Source organism: Bacillus clarus, assembly GCF_000746925.1.
GTDB lineage: Bacteria > Bacillota > Bacilli > Bacillales > Bacillaceae_G > Bacillus_A > Bacillus_A clarus.
Window position 1 is genome coordinate 2,061,480 of sequence record NZ_JMQC01000008.1, and the last position, 20,635, is coordinate 2,082,114.

At 33.9% G+C, this 20,635-nt stretch carries 18 protein-coding genes; all 18 read right to left on the reverse strand.

The window, feature by feature from the left end:
- Window positions 1-60: 60 nt before the first annotated feature.
- Window positions 61-972 (reverse strand): polyisoprenyl-teichoic acid--peptidoglycan teichoic acid transferase TagU, encoded by a 912-nt coding sequence (tagU, locus tag DJ93_RS11585; protein WP_080743444.1) that lies wholly within the window; start codon window positions 970-972, stop codon window positions 61-63.
- Window positions 973-1,329: 357 nt separating this feature from the next.
- On the reverse strand, window positions 1,330-2,358 hold the full coding sequence (gene galE, locus DJ93_RS11590; RefSeq protein ID WP_042980970.1) for a UDP-glucose 4-epimerase GalE: 1,029 nt from the start codon (window positions 2,356-2,358) through the stop codon (window positions 1,330-1,332).
- Between the two features lie 194 nt (window positions 2,359-2,552).
- Window positions 2,553-3,287, reverse strand: coding sequence for a YveK family protein (locus tag DJ93_RS11595; protein WP_042980971.1), 735 nt, complete (start codon window positions 3,285-3,287; stop codon window positions 2,553-2,555).
- 488 nt (window positions 3,288-3,775) lie between these two features.
- Window positions 3,776-4,210 (reverse strand): 3-hydroxyacyl-ACP dehydratase FabZ, encoded by a 435-nt coding sequence (gene fabZ / locus DJ93_RS11600; protein WP_042980972.1) that lies wholly within the window; start codon window positions 4,208-4,210, stop codon window positions 3,776-3,778.
- Window positions 4,211-4,902: 692 nt separating this feature from the next.
- A complete protein-coding gene (locus DJ93_RS11605) occupies window positions 4,903-6,705 on the reverse strand; it encodes an ABC transporter ATP-binding protein (protein ID WP_042980973.1) in 1,803 nt (600 codons plus the stop codon).
- A 2-nt stretch (window positions 6,706-6,707) separates the two neighbouring features.
- The gene (locus tag DJ93_RS11610) at window positions 6,708-7,895 is read right to left on the reverse strand and encodes a nucleotidyltransferase domain-containing protein (RefSeq protein WP_042980974.1); all 1,188 of its coding nucleotides are present in this window, start codon (window positions 7,893-7,895) and stop codon (window positions 6,708-6,710) included.
- Between the two features lie 22 nt (window positions 7,896-7,917).
- On the reverse strand, window positions 7,918-8,370 hold the full coding sequence (locus DJ93_RS11615) for a lasso peptide biosynthesis B2 protein (protein WP_001021513.1): 453 nt from the start codon (window positions 8,368-8,370) through the stop codon (window positions 7,918-7,920).
- A 45-nt stretch (window positions 8,371-8,415) separates the two neighbouring features.
- Window positions 8,416-8,715 (reverse strand): lasso peptide biosynthesis PqqD family chaperone, encoded by a 300-nt coding sequence (locus DJ93_RS11620; RefSeq protein WP_000095761.1) that lies wholly within the window; start codon window positions 8,713-8,715, stop codon window positions 8,416-8,418.
- Window positions 8,715-9,644, reverse strand: a complete 930-nt coding sequence (locus tag DJ93_RS11625) for an aldolase (protein ID WP_042980976.1) — start codon at window positions 9,642-9,644, stop codon at window positions 8,715-8,717. Before DJ93_RS11625 ends, DJ93_RS11620 begins: the two co-directional genes overlap by 1 nt.
- 107 nt (window positions 9,645-9,751) lie before the next feature.
- Window positions 9,752-9,883, reverse strand: coding sequence for a paeninodin family lasso peptide (locus tag DJ93_RS32185; protein WP_000808480.1), 132 nt, complete (start codon window positions 9,881-9,883; stop codon window positions 9,752-9,754).
- Window positions 9,884-9,897: 14 nt separating this feature from the next.
- Complete coding sequence (locus DJ93_RS11635; protein WP_042980977.1) at window positions 9,898-11,835, reverse strand: lasso peptide isopeptide bond-forming cyclase; 1,938 nt, start codon at window positions 11,833-11,835, stop codon at window positions 9,898-9,900.
- A gap of 1,039 nt (window positions 11,836-12,874) precedes the next feature.
- A complete protein-coding gene (locus DJ93_RS11640) occupies window positions 12,875-14,044 on the reverse strand; it encodes a DegT/DnrJ/EryC1/StrS family aminotransferase (protein ID WP_042980978.1) in 1,170 nt (389 codons plus the stop codon).
- 13 nt (window positions 14,045-14,057) lie between these two features.
- Window positions 14,058-14,690 carry an acetyltransferase gene (locus DJ93_RS11645; protein ID WP_042980979.1) on the reverse strand — a complete coding sequence of 211 codons (633 nt, stop codon included), beginning with the start codon at window positions 14,688-14,690 and terminating at the stop codon, window positions 14,058-14,060.
- Between the two features lie 13 nt (window positions 14,691-14,703).
- Window positions 14,704-15,300, reverse strand: a complete 597-nt coding sequence (locus DJ93_RS11650) for a sugar transferase (RefSeq protein ID WP_042980980.1) — start codon at window positions 15,298-15,300, stop codon at window positions 14,704-14,706.
- A gap of 439 nt (window positions 15,301-15,739) precedes the next feature.
- Window positions 15,740-17,287: a lipopolysaccharide biosynthesis protein gene (locus tag DJ93_RS11655; RefSeq protein ID WP_042980981.1), complete on the reverse strand. Its 1,548-nt coding sequence runs from the start codon at window positions 17,285-17,287 to the stop codon at window positions 15,740-15,742.
- 48 nt (window positions 17,288-17,335) lie between these two features.
- Window positions 17,336-18,343 carry a glycosyltransferase gene (locus DJ93_RS11660; protein ID WP_042984188.1) on the reverse strand — a complete coding sequence of 336 codons (1,008 nt, stop codon included), beginning with the start codon at window positions 18,341-18,343 and terminating at the stop codon, window positions 17,336-17,338.
- Window positions 18,344-18,392: 49 nt separating this feature from the next.
- The gene (locus DJ93_RS11665) at window positions 18,393-19,325 is read right to left on the reverse strand and encodes an SP_1767 family glycosyltransferase (protein ID WP_042980982.1); all 933 of its coding nucleotides are present in this window, start codon (window positions 19,323-19,325) and stop codon (window positions 18,393-18,395) included.
- A 128-nt stretch (window positions 19,326-19,453) separates the two neighbouring features.
- Window positions 19,454-20,620: an acyltransferase family protein gene (locus tag DJ93_RS11670; RefSeq protein WP_042980983.1), complete on the reverse strand. Its 1,167-nt coding sequence runs from the start codon at window positions 20,618-20,620 to the stop codon at window positions 19,454-19,456.
- Between the last annotated feature and the right edge of the window lie 15 nt (window positions 20,621-20,635).

The following is a 20,635-nucleotide window of genomic DNA, read 5'->3' on the forward strand; positions in this document are numbered from 1 at the left end:
GAGGGTATTGTCGAACATATGTTGAACGACGATACCCTCTCAAAACTTTCTATCTATATATTACTGCTTAGGCAACTCTAAATGCTCTCTTAACTTATTAGAAAGGTCTTTACGATCCTGATCTGGAACAAAATAGTACCAAATACCATCTTGCTTATGACCGTCACCAGGAACTTGAACCTCTTCTTTCTTATTCATCGCAGTTTTATAATTGCTTTGAAGATCCCACATTTGATCTTGGTTTAGATTTGTTTTTACGTTTTTCTCAACAGTCTCTAACATCGTGCCTAGTTTCGTAATAGACGATATACTCGCCCCTTTACTAATAACCGCTTCTAGCACTTGGCGCTGACGCATTTGACGACCAAAGTCACCACGTGTATCTTGCTTACGCATACGTGTATACTTCAGTGCTTGTTCCCCATTTAAGTGAATGTTACCCTTCTCAAATGACATCCCTTCTAATGTGAATGCTAAATCATTATTCACATCAACACCACCAACAGCGTCAACAATATCACTGAAACCTTCCATATTTACTTCAATATAATAATCAACCGGTACATTTAAGAAATTCTCCACCGTATTCACCGACATATTAATTCCGCCAAATGCATATGCATGGTTAATCTTATCCTTCTTCCCTTTACCAACAATCTCTGTATATGTATCCCGAGGAATACTAACCATCTTCATTGAACTGTCCTTCGGATTTAACGTTAACAACATAATCGAATCCGAGCGTCCTTTATCTGCGCCACGCTCATCTGCTCCTAACAGCAAAATAGAAACAGGTTGTTTATTCCCAAGCTTTACATCCGTAGATCGTTTCGTAGAATGATCACGCTCAAGTGGCGCATGCACCTTATCTAAGGTACCCGTCACAGATGAGTACGTATAGTATGCATAACCGCCCCCGGCGATTATAAGAACACCAATAATACCAAGTATCCAGAATAGAATTTTCTTCATTATGTAACCTTCTTTCTTAAGTCAGCTTTATGAGTTTGCTAATCAATAAAGTACTCCCCCATTATACATGTGATTCGTTTTCATCACCAACTCACTCTATATTTCCTTATAAAACATCTTACCTATATACACAAACAACGCCTCATCTTATCCAGCCTAGGGTAAGATGAGGCATTTGTACATTTACATGATTTCTTCAAAAAGTGTATTGTATATCTAGCAAAGAACAAAGGAACCATTGGATCATATTACCATTATCATTGTATCTATTTGCCAAGTACAAGGAATAAATCTAACATTATCCTTTTGAAATTATGATCCCCTTATCTGAAAAGAAGAATATGAACAAAATTACATTCACCTAATTAATACTGCTTCTTGATAGCCATTCTTATTATTCGACTGCCATTTCCATGAGTCCGCGCACATCTCTTCAAGCCCACGCTTTGCTTCCCATCCTAACTCTTGCTTCGCTTTAGATACATCCGCAAAACAAACAGCCACATCGCCAGGACGACGGTCTATAATTTTATAAGGCACTGTCTTTCCTGAAGCCTTTTCAAAAGCTTCAACCATTTCCAAAACACTATAACCAGTACCTGTACCAAGATTATATGTATGTACTCCTGCTGTATGTAGTATTTTTTCAAGAGCTTTCACATGCCCGTTAGCGAGATCAACAACGTGAATGTAATCACGAATGCCTGTGCCATCTTTTGTTGAGTAATCATTTCCGAATACACTTAATTCTTTTAGCTTCCCAACAGCCACTTGTGTCACATATGGCATTAAGTTATTTGGAATTCCATTTGGATCCTCTCCAATACGTCCACTTTCATGTGCACCAAAGGGGTTAAAGTAACGAAGTAATGTAATACTCCATTCAGAGTCCGCTACAGCTATGTCATTCATAATTTGTTCAATCATCAATTTTGTTTGACCATACGGATTCGTTGCATTTAAAGGAAATTCTTCCATAATGGGTGATTTTTCAGGGATACCATATACCGTTGCCGATGAACTGAAGATCATCTTCTTCACACTGTGCTTCTGCATGACCTCACATAGTACTAATGTACTTGTAATGTTATTATAATAATACGTAAGCGGAATTGCTACTGACTCTCCTACTGCTTTGAAACCAGCAAAATGAATTACTGCTTCAATTGTATTTTCTTCAAAAATCAAATTAATTGCCTCACGATTCAAAAGGTTTTCTTTATAAAACTCAAATTGTTTTCCTGTTATTTCTCTTACTCGATTTAACGATTCTACCGCACTATTAGAAAGATCATCAACCACCACGATATCATAACCACTATTTAACAATTCCACACATGTATGACTACCAATATATCCCGCTCCACCTGTCACAAGTATTGCCATGATAAAAACCTCCCCGAATTATTTACTTTTTATTTATTAGATTTTCATTATTTATTTTTATAAATTCAAATCAGGCACAGTCCAAAAACATTATATCTATGTATCCCCTATTTTCCATTTCACATCAAGGAATCCTAATTTCTCAAAAAACAATTGGGCCTTCTTTAAGTTAGGATTCCCACTCTAAATTCGGCTTAAATTATATGCCCCCCTACTCTCTTCGCTGCTAATAAACTATTACTCTTTGCACCATTTCCCTTTATATGTGAAGCGACTCCAAGAACAGGTATACCAAGTAGTTTTTCAATATCTTCTTCTTTTTTCAATGTGTTATCTAAGTATTCTAGTAGGAATGCAAGTCCAACTGAAGCCATTAATCCAATGACAAATGCAATTGCTACATTCAAGATTTTATTTGGCTTAATTGGTGACTGTCCTTCTGTCACTTCCGCTTTTGATAAAATTGTTACGTTATCAACACTCATAATTTTTGCAATTTTACTTTTGAACACTTCTGCTGTTGTATTTGCAATATCACGAGCTAAATTCGCATCTTTGTCATCAACAGTGATTACAATCACCTGTGAATCTTTCTCATTTGCTACGTTAATTTTACCGTTTAGCTCTTGAGTAGATATGCCAAGCTTCAATTCACGTTTCACCTTATCTAAAATCACAGGGCTTTTTACAATTATTTTATATGTATTAGTTAATTGCACATTCGTTTGCACTTCATTATACTGAATAATTTTTTCATCTTGTTTCTTTTGGTTCACAAGAATTTGCGTTGAAGTTTGATAAATCGGTGTCATAAAATAGTAACTTACTATCGCACTTACAAGTGCTGCTCCAATCGTAATGGCGAGGATCATCACTAAACGTTTTCTTAAAATAGTAAATAGTTCTTTCAAACTTATTGTTTCTTCCACGCCTTCCTCCAACCTTCAATAATTTGTCATAAAAACCTCTGAAAACAAATAAAATGCCAGATTTTACTCTGACAATAACAACCTAGCATCTATTCCTAATAATGTTTAGCCCTAGACAACTATTTAACATATTACATAACTCACATTAGTATAGCAATAATGGTTGAGAAAATCACTCGAGAAATTGACAAATATTACACTACTCGATTCGACAAATTTCGATACATTTTGTCGTGTATGGGTTTTCATTTATCATATATTTTCAAAACATTGATATTAACATTAATTTTTGTATTTTTTGTTACTAACTAAACACAATCATGACACGGCAATAGGTAAACTACCTAAATTATTCTACAATCCCTATGTTCTTAATTTCCCCCTTTGTATAGCACGCTCCTTTTGATACTAACCAAACTATATATACAAAAATACGACAAATACCCTAAAGGCTCTGTCGTATTTCCTATAGAGAAAACACTATTTCTCTATTCTTTTTTATCACCAAGTGCAAATGTAATTTCAGCTTCACAAGCAATTTCATCGTTTACAGTTGCAACTGCTTTTCCTTTTCCGATAGGTCCACGTACACGAGTCATTTCAACTTCTAAACGAATCTGATCTCCTGGACGTACCTGGCGTTTGAAACGACAAGTATCAATCCCAGCAAAAAAAGCAAGACGGCCACGATTCTCCTCTTTCTTTAATAATGCAACAGCACCTACTTGTGCTAATGCTTCTACAATTAGGACACCTGGCATAACAGGATACTCTGGAAAATGTCCGTTAAAGTATTCTTCATTTGCCGTTACATTTTTAATCCCAACTGCTCTTTTTCCTTCTTCTACTTCTAGAATTTGATCGACCAGTAGAAATGGATAACGATGTGGAATAATTTCTTTAATCTGTTGAATATCTAGCATATTATTCTCTCCTTATATACCAAATTGGCCATACCACCAACACGCTATTCTTATTATCCCATCCTCAACTATTTTTGTCACGAAAAACCAAAAAATGTTTTCTACTGAAAACATCTATAAGTGCGCTTCATATAAAAAAGATACACCCTTTTTTCCTTTACTAAAAATCGTATAAACAATACTAGCAATTAGCACGGAGGTTGAAAAAAGAATGTATGTCTAAGTTAGGGAAAGGCAATATACATTAGTTATATTATTTGCCTTATGTGTCGTATTCATAGTTCATTATAAAGGACAAAAATAAGAAATAAAAACCTGACATTCACTTGTTTTTTCCACTATGGACGTAATTTTCTACAAAATTATACATTTTTCTACACTTTTCTTATATTATCTAGGTGTTATATCTTACAATTAAGATTTAACATCTCAAATACTATACGTTATACAGAACATACTATTTTTTCATAAAAATAAGATCTAATTATGTTTAAAAGCAAATTATATACACGGATTCCTTACATTATCATTACCTGAAATAAAAATAAAAGAACCCCCAGTTCTAGTCCTAAAAACAAGGGAGTTTTCTACTTCTGTTGTATGGTATAAATAATTAAATATAGTTACTGTCCTAAAAAAATAAAACTAGTACAGTTCTCAAATTTATAAAGAACAATTATAACTATCCATATTTAAATATTTACTTTTGCCTGTTGTCCAAGTAGGCTACTAAATAAACCACTTTCATCTTTTGCCAGTTGTGTGAAACTACCGTGTTGAATAATTTGTCCTTGATCCATTACAATAACCTGATCAGCTTTATTTATAGTAGATAGTCGATGCGCAATGACAATAATTGTCATACTTCCTTTTAGCCTTTCCAGCGCCTCTTGTATTTTCGATTCATTTTCAGCATCTAGTGCACTTGTTGCCTCATCCAGTACTAAAATAGAAGGCTTTCGAAGTATCGCTCTAGCCAGAACAAGACGTTGTCGTTCTCCCCCTGAGAGTTTGACTCCCCTATCGCCAATCAGTGTATCCAATCCTTGTGAGAGCCTACTAACAAACTCAGCAGAAGCGGAAAATTCTAATGCTTCCCAAAGCTGCTCCTCACTTGCATTTGGCTCAACCATTCTCAAATTGTCTCTTATGCTGGCATTAAATAGAAATGGATCTTGAGGAACATAGCTAATAGATTTTCTCAATGATAATAGGCTCTTACTTGTCAACGGTTTGTTATCTATTAATAACTGACCGCTCTCTGGCTGCATAAGCCCCATTACGATATCAATTAATGTACTCTTTCCAGCACCTGAACGCCCTGAAATAGCTGTCATACAATTTGCGGGAATGCGCAAATTAATATCTTTAAGTGAATACACCGCATTTTCTTTATTGTAGCGGAAAGAGATATTCTGACACTCAATAGATTGTTCTATCTGCATAGGATTTATACACTCATAATCCTGCTCTATATCTTGCAATTCTATATTCTTCTTACACTCTTCCTGTAATTCCAGCAAATCTATAAAAGCAGGAAGATTCGCTGCAATTTGTTCCATGTTTGATTGTATCCCTGCAAACCGTGGCCACAAACGAGAAAATATAAGAATAATTAATAATAATTGCTCAGTTTTCGTTTGAAACAGCTTAACAGATAGAAAGATAAGAATAGCAATGAAAACAGCTGATGCAATTTTATAAAAGAGCTGGGAATTATTTCTCACCTTAATATATGCAAATTGTTCACGTTCCACATCTTCCACCCAATTACGTAACCACATATAACGAGATTGTTCCAATGTATTGCTCTTAATATCCTTAATTCCATTAAAATGATCAGTTATGCCTGCAAGATACGCTTTTGAATTCTCTGAAGTTCGGCCTCCTAATCTTTTTGACTTTTTAATAAATCTTCGTGAAAGAAAAGCAAGCACCACAGCGCAACATATTACAAAAATTGTTATATCTGCCGCTAACCAAAAAGCGAAACCAATCTGTATAAATGTAAACATTAAAGAAGTGAGCAACTGTAAAAACAAATTAGTGCCTGCGCTAACACGCCCTAATTCCGTTGTCAAAGAATTGATAAGATCTGATTTTCTCTTTTTCACAAAAAAACTCCAGTTGGCCTGCAACAAACCACGATAATTCTCCAATCTCAGGTAATTAATAAAACGTATCTGGATTTTCGCATTACGAACTGTTATATTCCTTTGTAAAAGCGCTTGTCCTACGACCAATATAATATATATTCCTAATACAAGTGGTAATCCTAAAGTAGTTGGAAACTCACCTAGGAATCCAAGAACCCCTGAAAGAGGGCTTGTCTGCTCATTCATCTTCGCAATACCGCTAATACTTATCATAGGAATTAATAATAAAATGCCTATTCCTTCTACAAGACTGACCAATACCATTCCCATGAGATTAACAATGAGAATGTTTCCAGTAAAAGAGTATAACCGCTTTGTAAAATATAAAATATTTCTCATTTTCACTTCTCCTTACGGTACCTCATTTCCCTCCAAATCCATAAAACCGGTCGCAAAGGGAAATATAAAACATGCAGTTGTTTTGGCAGTGGTAAAGTTTCCACATCCTGAGGATAAGGATACAACCAACTAAGATGAAACAGTAGCTTTTGAGAGCTTGTCTTTAACAAATATAAATATCGCTCATGATATTTTGAAACTTCTTCTGGGACAGGATCTGTATGCAAGTTAATCATATTTTCCAAGTAATATATAGCAAGCTGCGCTAACTGCGTTACCCTTCTCCCTGACATTAATACTTTTGCCTCTTCTTCTATTACAAGAGTATCTAAAAGCTCAGAAGATAAAATAAGCGCCTGACCTACCAGTTGCTTGCATCCATATCTTTCTAGTTTAACGGTGAGTTCTTTCCAATCTATTTCTTGCCTTACCATACGGTCAATGTCTGTTAACCATCGAAGCCTGGACCAACCATGCCTAGTCCCATGGGTCACAAGAAACATAAACAAATCCTCTCTACCTAACAAATAGACAGGATAATTTGTGACAGGACTCGTCCTCTTTCGCCCCCATAATTCATCGAAGCGTGGTTCCTTTCCCGGTCCTGGGTGTAGTCGCCAATGAATCTCCAATTTCACCTTACTTATCGGATGCATGTAAGTTGTATGGTGGCGTCTCCACTTCCATTCATTCATAACCGTCGGAAAATCATCCTCTTTGACATAACCATTCTTTACAAGTAATTCGTTCACTTTTCCAAGATCATCTATAGGAACAAGGGCATCCAGATCTCCTGATGTTCGAAGGGAAACATCTCCATATAGATCTGCGCCAAGAATAGGGCCCTTCAAAAATAGAAGTCGAAGTTGGTTTTCAGCAAATAATTTACTTACCTTTCCCATTTCTCCACTTAAATGAAGCATATGGAATGTATTCCTTTTAAAATATGTACTTAATACTTGCACAACATTTGATGGAACTAACTGTTTATCAATAGATTTCATTTTTGGATAAATGAACGCGTACATACGATGATGCAGCGCCAGTTTCAAAAATTTGTTCCAATCAATATTTATGAACCAGTCTCCCGGGATTTCTTGTATCTCTTTATCTTCCTTCTTTATAATTTCAAGTAACAATTTTAGTTCTTTAGGTAAATGACTCAAATCAAGATTACAACCGGTATACATCTCATTCTCCTTCAAGATTTTTTTACCCTATCCTTTTTGCAAATTTACCAACAACAGTAAATCTCTTCATTTCTTCAACGCCAGTAATATAAAAGGGCCCGCTACGTAACCACGCATGGGCAATCATATTTCCTGTCTCATCTTTCGCGGTCCCTAAGTAAAGGGTACTTTCAATTTGACGCTTCTCCAACATTTTCATTGCAGCGATAGCTTTAACGAGACACTGGCTTTCCCAAAATGTATAACGGCTCATCATATGCACTGCTTGAGAAATTTTCCTTAACGTAATCTTTTCCGATTCATCATAGCTTAAAGACGTTTCTGCCATATGAATTCCTAATATAGGAGCAGCTTTAGAAAACGGTATACTTTTAAGAATACGAGCCCAGCCTAAATAAAAGAAAGCTTCTATAAGTAATAATTTTGTTCCCATATCAAACGACAAGAAAGCTTTGGCTTTATTTATGATATTCATCGATCCTACTCCTAACCTATTAAATCTGGAACGTTCAATTAAAAATCAAAGTTTTTCATCAACCGAGATCAACCCTTCTGCATACAAATGATTTAAGAAAGAGAGTACTTGTTCCTTACATTCTGCCTCTTCAATCATATATCGGGACAATAATATATCAATCACTTGATTAACAGATATTAATTCATTAATTAAACTCCAAATTTCACCACCTATACCTCCTAAGTTATAGTATTTCCCATTATGGATGCTCATCATCACTTTCTCCCCATCCATATCGCTCACTACATTTTCCTGGCCTTGTACAACAAAACTGTGTAATGAAATTGTTTGTTTACTACTCATTATTTTTCCTCCTCTTTTAAAGACTCTAGAATTTTGGATACTAAATCATGTGCCGTAAACTTTGAAATAGGACGTCTCAATTGAAACATATCTATTTTGTTTACCATATTTGTAGAATGCATAAAATGCCATTCCATCATCCCCAATCGTGGGATTAATGAATTCCTATATGTATGACGCAGCAATGTGCGTAGTCTCTCCAGTCCTTCAATCTGCTGAAGTTCAACATCCCCATTTTCTACTTTCACTAATTCGAATACACCTGCCAATGGTAATGGTTCCTCGAAAAAGTTAGCTGTAACGGGGACAGCATATTTAGTTTCCCTTTCAAATAATGGCTGATAATGCGCTGTCTCCATTCCAAACTGATCAAGACTCTCTTTCCATAACTTTTGTTGCGGGTAAGATGGTGTAACAAAAGGTGTATTATCCTCAGAAAGAGACACAGCAATTACATCATCGCTTAAAAGCTTATAGCCTTTGCTTAAAAGGGCTGATGCAAGAGTTGATTTTCCAGCTCCCGATCTTCCTACAAAAGCATACGCCTTTCCATTGATGGCTATTACACTTCCATGCAGAGGGAGTATTTTTCTCTGCATCAACAATGCTCCCATACAAGTCCCAAGAATATAAAGCCGAATCTTATCTTGATCAGACCCTTTCATAGGTGAAACAATGATTTTTTCTCCATTTTGAATACAAAACGTAGCAGTTTCGGGGATTTGAAACATAATTAATTCTTCTTCAACTACAAACACTGACTTCGGAGAAGATAACTCTCCCCATAATTGGGACAAATCTGCAGTTTCTACTTTTACGTCTACTTCATTTTCGTAATTACTTACTTGAGGCAATTCCGGCAGGGGAATCTCACTTAATAGGGCTAATCCGAAGGCTTTGTAAATCTCTTTCTTTACAGTATGTATCATCTTTCTCACTCCAAATAGTTGAAAAATTGATTTAAAAAAACCCTTATACCGTAATTAAACTATATAAGGGCTGTAAAGCATATAAATCTCATTTAAATATTAGTGCATTAGCTGTGGTGAAGAGCGCCTTGCTCATCCTCATCTTCAAAAACTTGGTCAACAAGTCTCTTTCCAGGTCCAGCCATTGTCATGTTGATATCAAGCACTTCTAATACTGGTGATTGCCATTCTTGTTTCATAATTTCACCCCCTTTCAAATATATTTTTTGATAAATCGATAGACAATAAGACTACGCATTAAAATTCTAAAATCTGGATCAAACACGTATTCTACTCGTGGTTCTCTTTGAATTTTCAAAATCGCATTCTTAATAATCTCTATATTAAAAAAGTTAGAGGCCACTGGGTCTTCACTAAGCTGCTGAAGTTCCTCGATAAACATTTTCCATGAAGGAATCATGCGATGGACCACATCAGCTGCCTGTATTCCCCGCACACGTTGATTTAATCTTACTTTGTCAGGAAGAAATCCTTTTGTGGCCCTCCGGACAAGTGCACGATTTAAGCCATTTTGAACAAATTGTTCGAGTGGTAACGATAAACAGAATCGAATTACCCGTAAGTCATTCGTTGGATCATGCCCTTGTAAACCATAGCGCAAGGAGAGCTTTGTTCCACTTGTACCCGTTGTATTCCACAAGTTTGGTTGTTCAAAATGTTTCTGCCTTATTTCATATATATTTGGGATAGAAGCCCCTGTTACTTTCACACCATGTTCTTCAAGCTTTCTAAATACATCAGTACGTTTTGCAAGTTCTGGACTAACTAACGTTGGCAGTTCGTATTGCTGTTCCGAGGAAAACATGTTTTTTATCGATGGAAATGCTTTCTCCCCTACAACTTTCAGTATTCTCGATTTTTTGACCCCAACATTTTTACCGTACAAATCAATTTCACGATAAAGCTGCAACCAGCTGAACTTTTTAAGTAAAATCGCATAATAATCTAAAGCTGGCCCCCAAGAGATTGTGAAATTTCCTCTCGCTCCATTTAAGAGCACCCCAATCCCTTGTTGTTGGGCTTTTTCATAAATTCCTTTCACCCAGACGGAATTTTCGAAAAATTTATATGGCATCTCCATAATCTCAAGCCAATCATCAATTTCTGAGAAAGAATTTTCTCCCGGAAAATTCAAATAATTCCCTTTAATATTCCCTACATGTTGTACTGTAGTTTGAATAAATGGCTTTTCATCAGCTATCGTATGACCACGAGTCCAATCAGTAAACCCTTCCGCAGGTACTGAGCTGAATGTATATAATTTTTTGTTCTCTTTTTGCAGGGCTCTCGCAGCAAAGCTAGCAACAGCACCTGAATCTAATCCCCCACTTAAATGAGAACCAACATTACGATGAGTACGTAACCTTGACGTTACTGCGCTTTCAAACACGTCCCTGAACGCCTCTTCATAATCTTCATTTGATTTGAGTTGCAACTGCTCCTCTACAAATAACGTGTCGTATTTCGCAATACTAACTCTTTCCTTAACTACGGAGATAGTATGAGAAGGGGGGACTTGCTCTATATTTTTATGCACTGTTGAAAATGCATCTATTGTATCAAGCATATTAGGTATCGCTAAATATTCAGCTAACCATTGCTCATTCAATTCCTTCCCGACGTACGGTAAAGAAAACAGCGGTTGTATGCTAGTACAAAAAGCAAATTGATTTTGATTGCGGTAAAAGTAAAAAGTCCGACTTCCTGAAAAATCACGTGCACCAAAGAGCAATTGCTTTCTCTCATCCCAAATCATAAAAGCAAAATCACCAACTAGATACTTTGGTACATGCTCTCCCCACTTTTGATAAGCGAGTAAAATCAACTTACTATCAGGCATCTCTCTTCTATGTACCTTTTCTACTTGCAATCTATCGAATAATTCATTGCGATTATCAATAATAGCATCCGCAGTTATAACCAACTGTGTTTCATAATCATAGTAAGGTAATTGTTCATTAATAGATTCAGATGTTATCCATTTTGCATGGGAGCCAAAAAAAATATTTTCCTTGTACCATATATCGGTATTGTCACCTGGATAACGAGATAAATCCTTCATGATTCCAATCCTATGCTCAGGCGGTATCGGTTCTCCATTTAAATGATAAATTCCGGTTATTGCACTCATTTTTTTCCTCCCACTACGAGACAATTAAGGGAAAACCCAATGGATAAGCGAATTACCAGATATATCAAAAAAATGTTATTAATATACCAGAAAACCCTTTCCTCAAACCACCTCGTTTACGCATAACAGATTTTAAAACCCAATTTTATAGCCTTAAATCTTTTTTCAGTTGAAGTATTCAAGCCTTTAGGATACCTATCCCATTGTAAACCCTTGCATTTTAATTTTCTCCAAAAAAGAACAAAGGTGTGATTCTCTTAATTCGAATCAAGATATTACCATCTGAATTTTATATGAATAAAAATCCTTGAATTTAATATATCAATAAAACATTTATATTCTTTATAAAGAATATAAAATCAGATTACCATTTCACTATTGCATTGTCAAGTATCTATATACTCAAAAAAATGAATATTTATGTATCTTTTTTAGTAACTGTAAGAACAAATAATACAGTAAAACTTTAATCGGTAGGAGGCTTTACATCCCTACCAACTATTAATCTCACCAATCGAGCTTTTACGAACATCCCATCTATTTTCTTAGTTTCCCTAAAATCTTAAGGTAGTGCTCTTAATGTTCACAAATAGCAGGATAAACGTTATATCTTACAAATAAACGGGAGAATTTTCATCTTTTTATATTTTAAAAATTTCTGTGCTATAATATTTATATAATTTATTATTAACCCACTAATTAAAGGTGCTTTTTCACGTGTTATGTTCTCTATTATTTTATTCTCCTGCTTCTTTAATCGAAACAGGAGAATAACCTTTTTATATTTATACCGTTTTCACAAAGGGGATGATATAATATGCGTTTACCACTAATAATGCTAGAAAAAAATATAATTCGCATTTACCACAAGATTATGTACGCTTACTATTTTACTCTTTATAGGGATTGCCGTGACTTTCATGCAAAAAAAATTTTTTTCCGTAAAATGAAATTTCACAAAAACAGCACTGAATGAGATATTAAATCCTCCTAGTTCATTAACGCCTTTCTTAATTAAAACTCTTTCTATTTTTTATCTTTACATGCCAGCACTTATCGTCAATATATTCTTAATACATGTAATAACTCTTGTCTGATCTTTTTCTGTCATACCTGATCCAGATGGAAGGCATACGCCTGTTTCAAATAATTTTCTAGAAACATCCTTACTCTCACTATGCGGATAATACATTACATCTTCAAATAAAGGTTGCATATGAAGAGGCTTCCAAACAGGACGCGCCTCAATGTTTTCATTTTCCAGTTGTTTCAGTAATGCCTGAATCGATACTCCTGTTTTTTCTTCATCTACAGTAAGAACTGTAAGCCATCGGTTTGAATAAGTATCCTCTAACTCAGGCATAAACTGTACCCCTGGAATATGAGATAATTCTTGATAATATCTATCAAATATTCGTCTTCTTGCATGTACTCTCTCTTGTAAGACCTGCAACTGAGCTCTACCTACACCCGCTAAAATATTACTCATACGATAATTATATCCAACCTCACTATGTTGGTAGTGTGGAGCCGGATCTCTTGCTTGAGTAGCTAAAAATCTTGCTTTTCTCAATGCTTCGACATCATTCGAAACAAGCATACCTCCACCTGAAGTTGTAATGATTTTATTGCCGTTGAACGAATAAATACCAAATTTTCCGAATGTCCCGCTTGCTTTACCTTTATAGGAAGAACCGAGTGATTCTGCTGCATCTTCTATCACTGGGATATCATATTCATTACATAACGAAAGAATTTCATCTATTTTAGCGCTTTGTCCATATAAATTTACAACAATGACTGCTTTCGGAAGTATTCCTTTCTCATTTGCATCACGTAATGCACGTTCTAAAGCTTGTGGCGACATATTCCACGTTTCAAGCTCAGAATCAATAAATACTGGTTTAGCCCCTAAATATAAAATTGGATTTGCGCTCGCTATAAAAGTAAGACTTGAACAAAACACCGTATCTCCATCTTTTACATCCAGTAAGCGAAGTGCCAAATGGATAGCAGAGGTTCCTGAACTAACTGCAGCCGCATCAAGAACTCCAACATGGGATGAAAGTTCACTTTCAAACGCATCTACATTTGGACCAAGTGGAGCAATCCAATTCATATCAAATGCTTCCCCTATATATTTTTGTTCATTACCGCTCATATGTGGAGCGGAGAGATAGATTCTTATTTTTTCCTGTGAGTATACCACCTTAAACACTCTCCTATAATTCTTTTTTTATTACTCTAGCTGGAATGCCAACGGCTTTACAATTTGCTACAATGTCACAGATCACTGTTGCTCCGGCACCGATAACGGACCAATCGCCAATTGTAATATTTGGAATTACATTAACTCCTGCTCCTATATGTACTCCTGTTCCTACAGTAACGGATCCTGTAAGCACTGCATTTGGGGAAATATGTGCAAAATCATTTACCTTATTATCATGTTCAATAATAGCGCCTGAATTGACAATCACGTGATTCCCAATTTCAACATCTGCATTAACAATTGCACCTGGCATAATAACCGTACCAGCTCCAATCTTTGCACTTAAACTAACAATAGATTGTTTATGTATAAGCGTCGCATAGCGATGACTGGGAATCTCTAACTGCTCCATAATTATCTTTCTTGTTCTGTTATTCCCTATAGCTATCACGAACTTTGTATCTACATGCTCACCCATTAACTTTACAGCTGCAGAAATAGGTCCAAAATAAACACCATCCTCAATTTTTAACTCTTTATACACATCATCTAATTGCGCAATGATTTCATAATTTCCATACGATAGGATAATATCTCGGATTACTTTACTATGACCACCTGCCCCAATCATAATTATTCGCATCCATCTCACCTCCTCAAGAATTCTTTGTACCATTAAATTTTTCCACAGTTACATGCCCAACCTGATTGATTCCTTCTGACTTAAATACTTTCTTTGCCGTTAACAACAAAATTTTCATATCAAGCCAAAAAGTCCGTTTTTTTGCATACCATATATCAAAATCAAATTTTTCCTCCCAAGAAATCGCGTTTCTGCCATTTACTTGGGCCCATCCCGTAATCCCTGGTCTGACATTATGTCGTTTGGCCTGCTCTTCTGTGTATAGTTCCAAATACTCCATCAATAATGGTCTTGGACCTACCAAACTTAAGTCCCCTTTTATAACATTAAACAACTGTGGCAATTCATCTAAACTATATTTTCTCAGAAACCCTCCGAAACGGGTAAACCTTACATCATCGGGCAACGCATTCCCCTCACTATCCTTCTCGTCAGTCATAGTTCTAAACTTATAAAGAAAAAAGGGGACACCATGCAATCCCGGGCGTTGCTGCTTAAATATGATAGGGGAACCCAATTTAATTCTAACTAAAACAGCCACTATTATAATAAGAGGTAAAAAAAACACCAATAATGACAAAGAAACGAACAAATCAAAAAGTCTTTTCATATATAATCATACTCCTAATTTGGTTTATGTATTAACCTCTACTCCATAACTGCCTAAAACTTTTATCTTCATAAAAAGCAGCCCCATTCATAGTTGAAAAATAACGAATTGATTTACTTTTTTATTTAAGGACATGTCATGCAAAATATTCAATTAAAATACTCAGTAATAAGAACACCACCATATTCAATAGAACATAGTGGTGTTTCATTTCTAAAAGATTCTTAATACTTTCCTTTTATTTACTTAGTCTTACTTTAAAGCATTATAATTTTGTGTCAATTCATTAGGCGCTAGCGCTCGATTATAATAAGCAAGATTCTTACATACTATTTTTTTGCGCTTGTTCCTAATGAATTGGTAAAGTTGATTCGTTAATGGCTTTATCGCGCCCGATGGATTGGGTTAGTAACGAGATTATAGAAATGTACATTCCAAATTAAAAAGTACCCTTTTTGTTTGACTGAATTTTCACCCTCAGGTTTCCCATTATACTTTTAACAACTCCAAATAAATACTTAAATTCATCTGTCTTATAAAAAACAAATACATAAATAGCATTTGGAATTATTAAACAAATCATCCCTCTTAATATTAATTCTAGTAATCCATTGTACGGAATAAGACCACATATTAAACTTGTGATAACACAAGCTCCTAACCCTATCATCACATAGTAAGTATATTTAAAAAAATAATCCCTAACCGGTTTACGAAATACTTTCTTATATACTAAATAAGGAGCAATCCAAAATGGCACCACTAGTGTACTTATAAGTGTTCCAATAAAAACACCTGTTATGCCCATATATTGCACCAAGACAATAGAAGCCAGCAGATTCACGGCAGCCTCTAAAAAGGGAGCATACCTATCTTCATGAAAAATCCCTGATGTTGTTTTGACCATAGATATAGAACGTCTCATTCCTGATACATAAAAATTCATCATTAATATAATTAACACACTTATATCCATAATAAATTTCGAACCAATCCATAAAGTAATAAAGGGTTGCATTATAATATATAAAAATATGGAAAAAAATGAGTATATCCAAAAATTACAAAGCATAGTAACCTTAAATATGCTATAAATTTTTTCATCGCTTTCTTTTGCAACCAAATTCCCTACACTATGATTAATATTATCAAAGATTTGATTTATAAAGGTTCTACAAATGTTAATTAACATATAATAATTTGAATACAATCCAACAGCTGTAACACTGACAAAAGACGCAATTAACATGTTATCAGTACCAAAGACAATATATCCACCTATATTATGTAGCACTAAAGCCTTTACATTTTTAACAATATTACTTTTGGTTTCACTATCTAATTTGCTTGCTGCTTTATTTTTTAAAAATGGGTACATCTTATCTACCAATATAGCCAAGAACGCAGAGGTACTGATTGTTATAATAATATCGATTATTAGATATAAAATATAACTATGCGTAAAGTATAAAATTCCTATTTTAACGCAAGTAGATATAATGGATGAGATAGAATAAATCCCTGTAACAATATATCCCTTTTGACAAACATTTAAAAATGAGGTTTTATAAGAAAACAGATAAGATGAAGCTGTATTAATTAAAAATATAATATAAATAAAATGAATATTGTCTACCTTTGCATCTTTAGCGATATATCCAAGAAAAGGTAACAAAAGTAATCCTAGTAACAATACTATTAAAGCTATTGCCATATATGCCTTTCTATAAAAATTCATAAGCATATTGATTCTATCCTGATTATTTTCTGCCACTGGTTTATATAGATTATATATGATAGCAGATCCTATTCCTGCTTCAGCTAAAGATAACATTCCTAATATATTAGTAAATAATCCATTTACCCCCAGGTACTCAACACCTAAATAAGTAATAAATATGGTTCTGGAAACAAAACTTAGTAACGTAATAATAACTTGACTACCTATACCGGCTGATATATTAATTATTGAATTTTTAACTCTCATTTTTCCTCCCACTTCAGAAAGTATGAAAACACTTTCAACCCAAGAGTATTACCTGATTTCTCTTTTATATGCTGCAACTATTAAAGGGTACACTTTAAACTTTATTGCTAAATAATATATATACTCCTTAAAGTTATTGCATCGATATGAAAAACCAATTCCTTTTACACTATCTGAGAACATTTCATAATTCACTATTCTACGAAAAGCCTTATTAACATCCACATTAGGATCGCTTTTTAAATTATTAACCAACAGTCTATATATGTGATTTATATAATAATTAGCCATATCTTTTTTAAATTGCTTATCGTGTAGTAAACCAAATTCTTGTGAAAGTTGTCTTCTCATTTGATATTGTAAAACTAAACTGTTCTCTAAATTTGGTTTATACGGAACCCTCATTAAGCTATTTGAATTATTAATAGTATAAAAATAAAGACCTTCTGAGATTGCACATACTCTTTGTGAGTGCAATAAAAACTCTAAATTAAAAATAACATCTTCTCCAATAAACACTTGTTCATTAAATCTGATGTTTTTTTCTTTTATAATGCTTAAATTGTATATATACCTCCATGCAAAGCATAGATCATTCTTGGAATGAACATTTGGAGAGCTCAGTACAAAATCTCTCCCGTTCATAACAGTATCTAATTTGAAGTTAGGAATAATACTATTATTATTTGGAACAGTTTTGTATCCGCATATTACAGCATCACACTTTTTATCTTCCGCAATACCATATAACCTAGTAAAATAGTTTTCGCTTACCTCATCATCGGGATCTATAAACACTATATACTTCCCTGTAGCAGCTTCGATCCCTGCATTTCTTGCGCTACTCACTCCTCCATTTTCTTTATAGATTACTTTAATTCTATTATCCTTTTCTAAATATTCTTCACATATTTCACCACATTTATCTGTTGAACCATCATTGACTAGAACTAATTCAATATTGACGAAAGGCTCTTTTAAAACACTTTCAATACATCTAGCCAACCATTTTTCTACATTATATATGGGAACAATAACACTTATTAATTCATGCAATCCTTTCACCTCTACCTCTACCTTACTTACATAAGTTAAACCCTCACGCCTATCTTATTACAGCTTTAATTTCGCTTAAATATTTCTCATCTTGAATATCGCCCACATTTTGTCCAGCACCTGCTTCACATACGTACTTATTTTCAATTTTGATTTTAGTTTTTGCTTGTCTTAAAAACCATTCGTATTCAATATCCACATGCCCTATATCAATTGCTTGATATCCCTCTTTATACAAATCATATGCTAATATAGTAGCAGTAGGCCCTATTGCTACTAGAATCAATTTAGATTTATTATTTTTTTTTGCTGTTGTTAAGATTTTATTGTAATGTAAGAATGCGTGCTCCTCTGGTACTAAAATCCTTTCAATTGATTTAGCATTGTCAAACAGATCATTTCCAATACCTAATCTACTCTTACTGCCTTCTATTAAAACTATATCCCTATCTCTCCATATTAATTTTAATAATATAAACCACTCTTTACATTTTGACTTATCTCGAAAGGGATAATAGAATCTCGATATAAAGGAATTATAATATGTTTTTCCCTTCTTCAAATCTTTATACCACTTTAATCTATATTTTGCAGTATGAAGACTCCAATAATCCTTTGGTTCATCTGCATATTTTGATAAATCTTGAAAAACATCCGGTAAACAAACTAAGAACTTCTCATCTTCACTTAGCAATATTTCTTTTAATCTTTTTGATAACAAATGGTCAGCCCGTTGAAATGTTATATCTAGATTATGAATTAATTTAAATTCACCATCACCATACCTGGCTACAGAAGCTTTATCATGAATAATTTTTTTTAAAGTTTCATCTATAGATTGAATTCTAGGGGGCTTGAAAAAGCACTTCGTGAATCGATCTTTTATGATAGTTAATCGATTCAAACTCTGAATTTTCATATCGATCAATTTATTCCAAATAAAAACTAACATACTTTTTATTTTTATTTTTATTTGTACCATACCAAGCTCCTTTCTAATACTTTTCTCGATAGAGCATTAGATTGTCTTTCCTCTTTTTCTTAAGAAAATTACTCTTATCCCTCTATTCACATCTTACATAATATTTATTCTTATTATTTCTCAATTTTTCAACTAGCCTTTTTTCTCAACGAAATATCACCTCTAGAATTTTCAGTGGCAAGTTTCCGGCCTATTTTTATTGATGGAATTTCAATAAATTTATAACATAAGACCGACACAACCATAGTAAATAAGAAAGAAATTAATAAAATTAAAGGTACTGATGTCTTTCCATAGAAAATATGAACTGTTGTTAATAGAACAATTGGATGTACTAAATAAAGACTATATGAGATTTCCCCTATAAATTGTACTGGTTTAATCAGTAATAATTTAGAAAATAGTCTTGAACTTAGAGCAGATAGAATAATTAAAACTGCACCAAAACATATATACCAATCGATGATAATAAGATACAACTCATAATCAATTTCACCAATTAGTTTGGAAAGTAACATAAATGGAATACGTGGATAGTTAAAAAATAAAAGACCTAAAGGCAATAATATATATTTTACTTTTGAATTAATAATTTTACTCACTAAATATTCTCTGTTTTTAGCTAGTAGCGCACCAATAATAAACATTGAGCTATAATGTAATGTGATAAAGTAATTGGTAGATACTGGAATATTAAATTCACTTGGAATGTTCTTCATTAATAAATAACCAATAACTGATAAAAACATCGCTATCCCAATACTTACTTTCCAGTTTACTCTAAGTAAAAGAAAAATAATTAAAGGAAACACTATGGAAATTCGCATCTCGTGAACTAATGACCAAATCACCATAATAAACGCATCAGAATTAAATTCTCTCAAGAATAAAATATGATCCCTTACTCTATTAAAAGAAACTTCTATGTTCCATGAACCCCATTGTACCAAACCAGGAATGGTACCAATTTTAGAATGAATTCCCAATTTAATCCCTATTGCAATAAAAAGAATCACAATATAAGGGATATAAATCCTACAAACTCTTTTAATAAGATACTTTAAATAATTAAATTCCGTCCCTTGATAAAAAGGCAAGGATAGAACAAATCCACTTAACACAAAAAATATAATGACGGCCGAATGACCTTTCCATAATATAGAAAAATAGACCCCAAATGTTGAATACATTACCTTTTTACCTAATATCGGAAATAATGCTAAGAAGTGTCCTAATAGAACAATGATTGCAGCAATACCCCGAAGGGAATCCAATTCTTTATAACGTCTCGTCATAATCCTTCCCTCTGT

Coding starts and splice junctions, on each gene's coding strand:
- tagU (WP_080743444.1), bottom strand. CDS start 972: ATGAAGAAAATTCTATTCTGGATACTTGGTATTATTGGTGTTCTTATA.
- galE (WP_042980970.1), bottom strand. CDS start 2,358: ATGGCAATACTTGTGACAGGTGGAGCGGGATATATTGGTAGTCATACA.
- fabZ (WP_042980972.1), bottom strand. CDS start 4,210: ATGCTAGATATTCAACAGATTAAAGAAATTATTCCACATCGTTATCCA.
- DJ93_RS11605 (WP_042980973.1), bottom strand. CDS start 6,705: ATGAGAAATATTTTATATTTTACAAAGCGGTTATACTCTTTTACTGGA.
- DJ93_RS11610 (WP_042980974.1), bottom strand. CDS start 7,895: ATGTATACCGGTTGTAATCTTGATTTGAGTCATTTACCTAAAGAACTA.
- DJ93_RS11615 (WP_001021513.1), bottom strand. CDS start 8,370: ATGAATATCATAAATAAAGCCAAAGCTTTCTTGTCGTTTGATATGGGA.
- DJ93_RS11620 (WP_000095761.1), bottom strand. CDS start 8,715: ATGAGTAGTAAACAAACAATTTCATTACACAGTTTTGTTGTACAAGGC.
- DJ93_RS11625 (WP_042980976.1), bottom strand. CDS start 9,644: ATGATACATACTGTAAAGAAAGAGATTTACAAAGCCTTCGGATTAGCC.
- DJ93_RS32185 (WP_000808480.1), bottom strand. CDS start 9,883: ATGAAACAAGAATGGCAATCACCAGTATTAGAAGTGCTTGATATCAAC.
- DJ93_RS11635 (WP_042980977.1), bottom strand. CDS start 11,835: ATGAGTGCAATAACCGGAATTTATCATTTAAATGGAGAACCGATACCG.
- DJ93_RS11645 (WP_042980979.1), bottom strand. CDS start 14,690: ATGCGAATAATTATGATTGGGGCAGGTGGTCATAGTAAAGTAATCCGA.
- DJ93_RS11650 (WP_042980980.1), bottom strand. CDS start 15,300: ATGAAAAGACTTTTTGATTTGTTCGTTTCTTTGTCATTATTGGTGTTT.
- DJ93_RS11655 (WP_042980981.1), bottom strand. CDS start 17,287: ATGAGAGTTAAAAATTCAATAATTAATATATCAGCCGGTATAGGTAGT.
- DJ93_RS11665 (WP_042980982.1), bottom strand. CDS start 19,325: ATGGTACAAATAAAAATAAAAATAAAAAGTATGTTAGTTTTTATTTGG.
- DJ93_RS11670 (WP_042980983.1), bottom strand. CDS start 20,620: ATGACGAGACGTTATAAAGAATTGGATTCCCTTCGGGGTATTGCTGCA.